The sequence below is a fragment of the Clostridium sp. HGF2 genome, from assembly GCF_964240115.1.
Taxonomy (GTDB): domain Bacteria; phylum Bacillota_I; class Bacilli_A; order Erysipelotrichales; family Erysipelotrichaceae; genus Clostridium_AQ; species Clostridium_AQ innocuum.
In genome coordinates this window covers 103,993-112,636 of the sequence record NZ_CAXSSO010000012.1, presented here as the reverse complement: position 1 = coordinate 112,636, position 8,644 = coordinate 103,993, and the positions used below count along the sequence as shown (strand labels likewise).

10 protein-coding genes are annotated in these 8,644 nt (G+C 43.6%); 9 read left to right on the top strand and 1 reads right to left on the bottom strand.

What is annotated here, in order from left to right:
- Positions 1 to 331: 331 nt before the first annotated feature.
- A complete protein-coding gene (locus ACESPQ_RS17915) occupies positions 332 to 598 on the bottom strand; it encodes a hypothetical protein (protein ID WP_008728911.1) in 267 nt (88 codons plus the stop codon).
- A gap of 1,419 nt (positions 599 to 2,017) precedes the next feature.
- On the opposite strand from ACESPQ_RS17915, the gene ACESPQ_RS17910 reads away from it, so the two are divergent.
- The 9 genes from ACESPQ_RS17910 to ACESPQ_RS17870 all read left to right on the top strand — a co-directional run bounded on the left by ACESPQ_RS17910 (position 2,018) and on the right by ACESPQ_RS17870 (position 8,578).
- Positions 2,018 to 3,010 (top strand): NAD(P)-dependent oxidoreductase, encoded by a 993-nt coding sequence (locus ACESPQ_RS17910; protein WP_233105440.1) that lies wholly within the window; start codon positions 2,018 to 2,020, stop codon positions 3,008 to 3,010.
- A 13-nt stretch (positions 3,011 to 3,023) separates the two neighbouring features.
- On the top strand, positions 3,024 to 3,680 hold the full coding sequence (locus ACESPQ_RS17905; RefSeq protein ID WP_257376665.1) for a bifunctional 4-hydroxy-2-oxoglutarate aldolase/2-dehydro-3-deoxy-phosphogluconate aldolase: 657 nt from the start codon (positions 3,024 to 3,026) through the stop codon (positions 3,678 to 3,680).
- 27 nt (positions 3,681 to 3,707) lie between these two features.
- Positions 3,708 to 4,196, top strand: a complete 489-nt coding sequence (locus ACESPQ_RS17900; RefSeq protein WP_373144653.1) for a PTS system mannose/fructose/N-acetylgalactosamine-transporter subunit IIB — start codon at positions 3,708 to 3,710, stop codon at positions 4,194 to 4,196.
- Between the two features lie 110 nt (positions 4,197 to 4,306).
- Positions 4,307 to 5,059: a PTS mannose/fructose/sorbose/N-acetylgalactosamine transporter subunit IIC gene (locus ACESPQ_RS17895; protein ID WP_002607287.1), complete on the top strand. Its 753-nt coding sequence runs from the start codon at positions 4,307 to 4,309 to the stop codon at positions 5,057 to 5,059.
- A 2-nt stretch (positions 5,060 to 5,061) separates the two neighbouring features.
- Positions 5,062 to 5,886, top strand: coding sequence for a PTS system mannose/fructose/sorbose family transporter subunit IID (locus ACESPQ_RS17890; protein ID WP_002607288.1), 825 nt, complete (start codon positions 5,062 to 5,064; stop codon positions 5,884 to 5,886).
- A 161-nt stretch (positions 5,887 to 6,047) separates the two neighbouring features.
- Positions 6,048 to 6,461, top strand: a complete 414-nt coding sequence (locus ACESPQ_RS17885; protein ID WP_002607289.1) for a PTS sugar transporter subunit IIA — start codon at positions 6,048 to 6,050, stop codon at positions 6,459 to 6,461.
- 18 nt (positions 6,462 to 6,479) lie between these two features.
- The gene (locus ACESPQ_RS17880) at positions 6,480 to 6,977 is read left to right on the top strand and encodes a hypothetical protein (RefSeq protein WP_002607290.1); all 498 of its coding nucleotides are present in this window, start codon (positions 6,480 to 6,482) and stop codon (positions 6,975 to 6,977) included.
- 10 nt (positions 6,978 to 6,987) lie between these two features.
- A complete protein-coding gene (locus ACESPQ_RS17875; RefSeq protein ID WP_002607291.1) occupies positions 6,988 to 7,620 on the top strand; it encodes a ketohydroxyglutarate aldolase in 633 nt (210 codons plus the stop codon).
- Between the two features lies 1 nt (position 7,621).
- Entirely contained in the window at positions 7,622 to 8,578 is a 957-nt protein-coding gene (locus ACESPQ_RS17870; RefSeq protein ID WP_373144650.1) for a phosphoglycerate dehydrogenase, read from the top strand.
- Positions 8,579 to 8,644 lie beyond the last annotated feature (66 nt).

Below are 8,644 nucleotides of genomic sequence, written 5' to 3'. Positions count from 1 at the left end.
GGTAATCATTTCACCTTTTTTCGTTTTCTATACAATAAACCACACATTTGTCAAGATACCTTAAGTTGATGACATTGCAAACATGAAGGGCGTTTTTTTTGAAGGAGCGACTTGTAATTAAAAATGAAAACAAACAAGGAAACCGGATGTACCCAGCAGAATTGCGGGGGATCACTTATGAAGGGTGATCCTTTTTTCTTGATAATTCAAATTAAAAGTTATAAGATGTGAATACGAAGAAGCGGTAGTAACCCTACGGGGACTATTGCGGAAAACCTGCCATTCTGTAGTGGTAGGTTTTTTTAATATTTGAAAGCACCCGCTGTGAGTGTTAATCTTCAACGTATAATAATTCCGGTAAATCTGTGTCCTCTATTTCCGCTTTCTCATATTGGAGTCCATGATCACCACTTATCGGCATAGTGTGCAGTAAAGTCCCAGTCCATACAGCTTCCGGAATACCTTGTGGGAAAGCAGAACAAATAGGTTTCATATTTCCCATTGCTTTGAAATGTTTACAATCCATGCAAATTGCACATGTTACACAAGAGGCATGATAATCACTATGCCTAACACCTTTTTTATCTATCCAGATCATTCCGTACCCTCCTCGAACCAATAAAGCAATCGTATTTCTTTCCATAATCAAAAGATTAAAAAATCATATCTGTGGCTGTTTATTTGTTTTCCTTCTCGTTAATTATTTCTGAAGGAGCATTGTGTTTTTCGTAATCTTCTATTAACGTGATTCTTCTTTTGTCAATTCACGTATATCTTCTGTATATAGATTCATTTTCTGCCTTCACTTTTATTCACCAACCCTCTCTTATCAAAGAAATCATATAGCACTTTATCTTTTTCGTAAAGCAATTCAGGATTGGTAATACAGTATTCATATGATACACTTACATATTCTTTTAGATCACTTTTACTGATAACGCCAGTTTTCTTAAACTCTTCAAGAGTGACGTATCTTATCACTTATAATTTTGACATGCGATAAAGTGTTCTGCTATCCACAGCAAACGTGTTCTTTACAAAATAAAAATACGCTGGAATAAATAAAAGCTATCCTGCAGTTGTAAAGCGATGGCTTATTTTCTATTCCGTTATTTTTATCGGTGAATAGGAATGAAATTTAATGCGTGTGTCCTCCATTTAAGGAACATAAAGGATCTTTTATAGCAATCAAAGATGAAGCGATCAAAGATGAATTGGAAAAAATGAAAAATATTCCTATCGGCTCATGGAAAAAAACAATATGATTATGCCTGGTTTACAGGTCATGGTAATTCTTTTCATACTCCCACAGTAGATGAAATAGAATTACACAAGATAGCTGTTTTGATAGAGAAAAAAAAGACCGTTTTATCTTACATAAAGTATTGTATATCGTAAAGAGGACTTTGTTGAATTTAATTATATAGTAAGAGGAGATGATGAAGAAAACCGTATATGATTTATTGTTCTGATAAAAAGACTGTAGAAGAGTATTATTATTGTTCACCTTTTATACCAGATACAACTACGCAGCCATATGTGATAAAAGAAATAGTTAAGGATCGGTACTTTATAAGATTTGGAATTTCATTATGATGATATATGAAAAAAATATTTTTTAAAATTAACTGTTTGCCAGTGGCTCAAAAGGATTTATTTCTTTTTGGGCTTTTTTATATGTAGGACGTAGCAAATATAAGAACTTACAAATTTGTGCGTTTTTTCGTGTCAAATTATTGCTTTGATATACACACTATGTTTCATATACTGTGCTATTTACAACATAATTTAACACAGTAGTGTTATTTGGCTGCTTTTGTGTTGTCAATTCCATAAATTACCAGTTGATTCGTAGTAAAAAGGTTCGATAAAATAGAAAAAATAGGAATTTAAACGTGTGACACACTAGGCTTAAAATGAGCAGTTTGACATCGTAAGCGTTTTCAATATCATGGATAGTGTAAGGCAGCTGATCTCAGTTTGCCGCAGAATGCAGGAGAAAGGAGACGAAAGTCAGGTGATAAATTTGAGAAAAACAGCAGTTATCAATATTACCAGCTTTGGCAGAGAATTTCCACAGCATCTGCAGGAATTGGAAGAGAACGTCGGGCCGGTTGATAAAATGCTGTTGCCGGCAGATATGGATGGCAGGACACTCGCTCAGAAGCTGAAGGGATATACCTATATATTATTAGGCAATTATCCAAGCTTTGATGAAACATTCTTTTCCAGCAATCGTGATGTGAAGCTGATTGCCCGTCATGGCATCGGTTTCAATAACGTTGATCTGGAAAGCTCGAAAAAGCATGGTGTGTATGTAACCCATATCCAGAACTATGTGGAACTGGATGCTGTCGCAGAACAGGCAGCTGCACTGCTTATGGCTGTATCGAAAAACGTTGTCACAGCCAATCGCAAGGTGCATCAGGGCGACTGGAACAGGGATCGTCAGGAAATCATGGGATTTCAGCTGCGTGGAAAGACATGCGGTGTCATCGGCTGCGGTCATATCGGCACACGCTTTGCACAGATTATGAAATATGGCTTCCAAAACCGCATACTGGCATATGACCCGTATGCAGACAAAGAAAAGGTCATGGCCGAGGGGATTCAGCTCTGTGATCTGGATACCTTGCTGAAGGAATCGGACTTCATCAGTCTGCATGCCAATCTGGATGAGGAAAGTAAGCATCTTATCAATGCACAGACACTGGCAAAGATGAAGCACAACGCCATACTGATCAACACAGGGCGGGGTGGACTCGTTGATGAAACAGCTTTGCTGGAAGCACTCAGGAACGGACATCTGTTTGGCTATGGTGCGGATGTTGCTGCGCATGAGCCGATGCAGGCCGATGATCCTCTGCTGACGTGTGAACGTGTAACCATCACGCCGCACTCTGCTATTTATAACTATACATGCATGAAGAACATGAACCGCAAGGTTATGGAAGATATCTACTGCATGGAACGGGGGGAACGGCCGGTGGAGATTATCAATGGATTATAGAAAGGAAATGTGTATGAGTAGACAGGAAACGATTCAAAAAATTGAAGAAGAGAAAATTGTAGTTATCACAAGAGGGATTTACGGGGATGACTTGATGAAGCTGGCAGATGCACTGTTTCAGGGAGGCATCCGCTGTTTTGAAATCACATACGACCCATCCGATCTTGATACGTGTACAAAGGTGAAAGAGAACATACAGGCACTGCATGCACAGTTTGGGGATGAATTGTATCTGGGCATTGGAACCGTACTGACAAAGGAACAGGTTCACAATGCCAAAGAAGCCGGAGCCAGATTTATCGTTTCTCCCAACTTTGATGAGGAAATCGTCAAGGAAACGCTGGCTCTGGACATGGTTTCCATGCCGGGCTGCATGTCACCAACAGAAATCGTCGCAGCGGATAAGGCCGGTGCCGATTTCATAAAACTGTTTCCGGCAGGAACACTGGGTATCAAATATTGCAAGGATATCTATGCACCGCTGCATCATGTGAAATACATTGCGACAGTCGGCGTTACGGAAGAAACCTTTGTGCAATACCTGAAGCTTGGATTCACCGGTGCCGGTATCAGCTCCCAGCTGGTAGATAAAAAATGCCGCGAGGAAGGCAATTATGCGGAGCTGACCCGCAGAGCAAAGCGGTTTGTGGAGCTTGCGAAGCAATCGTAAAAAAGACGCAAAAGAAAGAAGGATAACATGATGGAAAACCTAAAACTGACAAGAATTGACTTTCGACTCATCCATGGGCAGGTAATGACCCGCTGGGTGGCAAAATATGAAATTGAAAGCATCGTCGTAATTGACGATCGCTCCGCAAAGAGTCCGATTCTGAAAAAAATTCTCCTCGGTGCTGCCCCAAGCGGCGTAAAAGTTCTGGTATGGAATGTCGCAGAGGCTGCCGAAAAATGGAAGGCGCAAGAATTTCCAAAAAACAATCTGCTGATTCTGTTTAAAAATACTTCACAGGCGAAAGCGGCCTGGGAAGCAGGTGTGAATTTCCCTTCCTTACAGGTAGGTGGAATTGAAGGCTCCGGTGATAAGAAGAATATTTACAAAAATGTAGTTATGTCGAAAACGGAGGCGGAGGAGTTAAATGTCTTGTATCAGGGAGGCGTGGATATTTTCATGCAGCCGATTCCCGAAGACAATCCGTATCCGTTCAAGGATGCTCTGGCGAAATTTTAGCTGTGTATCCGATAAAATTCGATCACATGGAGGTGATGAACATATCGTATCTGTATGACAAGAGTAAAGAGATGTAGTAGAGGAATTGACAATGAAAAGGAGGAAATTTCATGGTACAAGCATTGTTAATGGGGCTGCTTGCACTGCTCAACGGTATTCAGGGACCATATCACTGGTACTTCTTCCGTGAGCCGGTAATGGCAGGATTTTGGGTAGGTCTGATTTACGGTGATCCCGTGCAGGGAACCATCATCGGTGCAACAATCAACGTTTCTTACATGGGCTGGATTTCTGCAGGAGGAGCAAATGCTTCTGACTTATACTGGGCAGGTCTGCTTGGTACATTTGTAGCGATTCAGGGCGGTATGTCCATCGACACGTCTGTAGCGTTTGCGGTTCCTATTGGTTTATTAGGCAACTATGTGCATGTCGCATATATGACGATTGCATCCCTGTGGCCCGTTAAAATGGATGCGCTCGCTGCCAAGGGAAACTGGCGCGGCATCCGCAGAATTCAGTTCCTGGGTGGACCGGCTATCGTTCTGGTATTGCGTGCGCTTCCGGTATTCCTGATTGCATTATATGGAAGTGAATATATTCAGACACTGATCAACAGTATTCCGACATGGGCAATGAACGGTCTGGCTGCAGTCGGCAAGATGCTTCCGGCATTAGGTATGTCCATGCTGATGAAGTTCATGTACAAAAAAGCGCTGCTGCCTTTCTTCGTGCTGGGCTTCGGTATCGCGGCTTACTCCGGTATGACCGATCTGCTGCTGTATGCACTGGTTGGTGTATGTCTGGCAGTTATCCTGATTAAGATTGGATTCAACAACGATACAGAACAGGAAGGGGCTGAATAATCATGGCAGAAAAACATTCACTAACAAAACGCGATGTCCAGAAAACAGCCTTCTTCTGGCACATGACAAGTCATATGACCTATAACTATCAGCGATTACAGGCAGGCTGTCTGGCATGGATCATGGGTCCTATTTTTGAAAAGCTGTATCCGAATGATCATGACAAGATGGTGGAGGGTCTGGAACGCCACATGCTGTATTTCAACACAGAGCCACGTTGGGGAGCTGTATTGCCCGGTATGGTAGTCGCTCTAGAAGAAGGTCTTGCGAATGATGATTCCGGAGAAATGGACGCAAGCATCATCGCGGAAATCAAAACCGCTTTAATGGGACCTTTGGCAGGTATCGGTGATACGGTATGGGCAGGTCTGATCAAACCGATTATTCTGAGTGTAACCCTGGGATGGGCGATGCAGGGATATGTATGGGGTGCCTGGGCCTATGGTATCGGTGTTACCCTGCTGGACTTTGCCATTACCTACTTCATGTTCATGCGCGGCTATCAGCTGGGTATGGATTCCATTGACCGTTTCCTGGAAAGCGGCTTCGTTAAGAAAATCACCACCTTCCTTGGTATCGTCGGGCTCTTCTGTCTGGGTGCCATGATTGTAAAATATGTCAGCATCGGTGCTGTTTTGGAAATCGAAATGAAAACCGGTGTCCTGAATCTTGGTGAAATTATGAATAAGATCTTCCCTTGCTTCCTGCCGCTTGTGACAACCCTGTTTGCATACTGGCTGCAGGTAAAGGGAAAGAAAATTACAACAGTTCTGATCGTGCTGTTTATCATCGGCTTCATCGGTGGTGCTGTCGGACTGCTTGGATAAAAATTCTATGAAAGGAATTTAACACTTTCATATATAGCAATCATCGGCAGGAAACTTGCCATATGCTCTTCGTGTTTTCCTGCACGGGAAGAAAAAGCTTCCTGCCGGTCTGTTTTATTATGCGTCAGTAAAGCGCAAACGACGAGAAAGGGTAATACAGTATGATCAAGATTTTAATTGTGACACATGGTCCTCTGGCACAGGCACTGAAGGAAAGCTCTGCCATGTTCTTTGGAAGTATGTCAAATGATGTGGAAACCATTGGTCTGTATCCGACGGATAATCCGGAGGATTTGAAGGAAGCCATTTGTGAAAAGGTGGAAGCGATTGATACAGGCGACGGTGTACTTGTACTGGTGGATATTTTCGCAGGTTCCCCGTTTAATATGACGGCACTTGCAATCGACGAGCTGAAGGAAGCACACAAGCTGCAGTGCTATACCGGTGTTAATATGCCGTTTTTAATGGAGGCACTGTCCAGCTGTAATTCCATGGAGCTGGATCAGTTAACGACGCATCTGGCGGATATCGGCAGGGATACGATTGTAAATCTGCGTAAAGCGCTGGAAATTTAAAACTATTGAGGTGATAGAATGGTAACAGGATGGATGCTGTTTACAGGAACAGATACAAAAGGAAGAAGACTGCTGTATATTAAAAAGAAGAATGCATATTATCTTCTCCCGCAACATAGGGAGTTTGCGATTACTCTGTGGAAACACGCTGAAATCAACGCCATTTCCATCAGTATTATTTTAGGGTATTTTCTGTTTCATAAGATCGCGGGCACCATTGCACTGGCCCTTGTGCTGTATGCAGTGGAGCTGCTCATAATGAATAAAAAATTACTTCCGTCACTGCATCGTGCAGGAGGAAAGCATATCACATGGCGTAAAGAACACCGGGATAAGGAAAGCGGCGGCATACTCCCTGCACTGCTGTTTCTATTCATCGGTATCGGATTATTTCTCTGTCTTGTTTTTCAACAGACAGCGAATACGATAGAAACGATAACAGCCGCTGCCGGAGGCTGCGTTGCTTTACTTATGGGTGTACGAGCGCTGTATCAGGCAAAGACGACAGGAAAGTGAGGTCAAAAAAATGTTGGCAGAAACAATATGCAGAATTAAAAATACAGGCTTAATGGGAATTGTGCGGGTGGAAACCATTGCACGCGGAATTGAAATCGCACAGGGATGCATCGATGGCGGTGTGGATGTCCTGGAAATCAGCTATACGAATAATAATGCAGGAGAAGTCATTCGCGCTTTAAAAGAAAAATTTGGTGATCAGCTCCTGGTAGGAGCCGGCACGGTGCTGGATCCGACGACTGCCCGTCTGGCTATTATGGATGGTGCGGAATTCATCATCGCTCCGACCTTCAACAAAGAGGTACAGGAGATGGCGAATCTGTACCAGATTCCCTATGCACCGGGCTGTACAAGCTATACGGAAATGATCGAGGCATTGAAAGCGGGAGCATCCTTTATCAAGGCATTCCCGATATCCAATTACTATGGACCGGATCTTGCCAAGGTGTTCAAGGTTCCATGTCCGCAGATTCCGATTCTTGCGAGCGGCGGAGCAAACTTCGACAATCTGCATACGTGGTTTGAAAACGGTGTGGACAGTGTTGGTCTGGGCGGACTTCTGACAAAGGGAAGCAGTGCCGATATCGCAGAGAATGCAAGAAAACTGCGTGCTATTGTGGAAGAAAGCAGAAAGGCTGCCTGATATGAGCAAGGGAGTAATTCTGGTTACACCGCGGGGCTATGCAGCCTATGGTGCGCAGGCCGCAAAGCGTCTGGAGGCACTGGGCTATGAAATGAATATCAATACAACAGGAAAACCGCTGTCCAGAGAAGCCTTTGTGGAATATGCGAAAAAGAGCACCGGTATCATCGTCGGTGTGGATGAGCTGGACGGCGAACTGTTAAAGGAATGCAAAAGCTTAAAGGCGGTTGTAAAATTCGGCGTCGGTACGGATAATATTGATGTAAAAACAGCGGAAGCATGTGGAATCAAGGTAGGCCGCTGTGTCGGCTCCAATTCCAATGCGGTGGCAGAGCTGACCATCGGCATGATGTTTGCCGCTGCCAAATATCTGGTATCCAGCAATGTGCAGGTACGCGGGGGTGCATGGAACAAACCGACCGGTCGTGAGCTTACGAAAAAGACCATCGGCATTATCGGCTTTGGAAATATCGGGCGTCATGTCGCACGCATGGCACATGGAATCGGCATGGAAGTGCTTGCCTATGATGTATTCGATATCCCTAAGGCGGTACTGGACACCTACCAGGCAAAGCAGTGCAGCATTGAGGAAATTTTAAAGGGTGCTGATTTTATATCCATTCATACTCCGCTTACAGAGGAAACAAGGAATATGATATCCGATGAACAGTTTGATATGATGAAGGAAACGGCTGTCATTGTCAATGCGGCACGCGGCGGTATTATCAATGAAAAGGCGCTGTATACTGCATTAAAGAAGAAGAAGATCTATGCGGCTGCCAGTGATGTATTCACAAGTGAGCCGCCAGGTCAGGATGACTGGGTTCAGGAGCTGATTCATATGGATAACTTTATACTGACACCGCATATCGGTTCACGTACGGTGGAGGCAGAGTCCAATACAGTGGAAATGGCAACGGATAATCTGATCAGACTGCTGGAGGAAGCATGCGGTTGATCAAGCTTCCTTAGCAGGGATGTTAATATAACGTGTAGATCACACAGTGAAGGAGGAATGCATTTG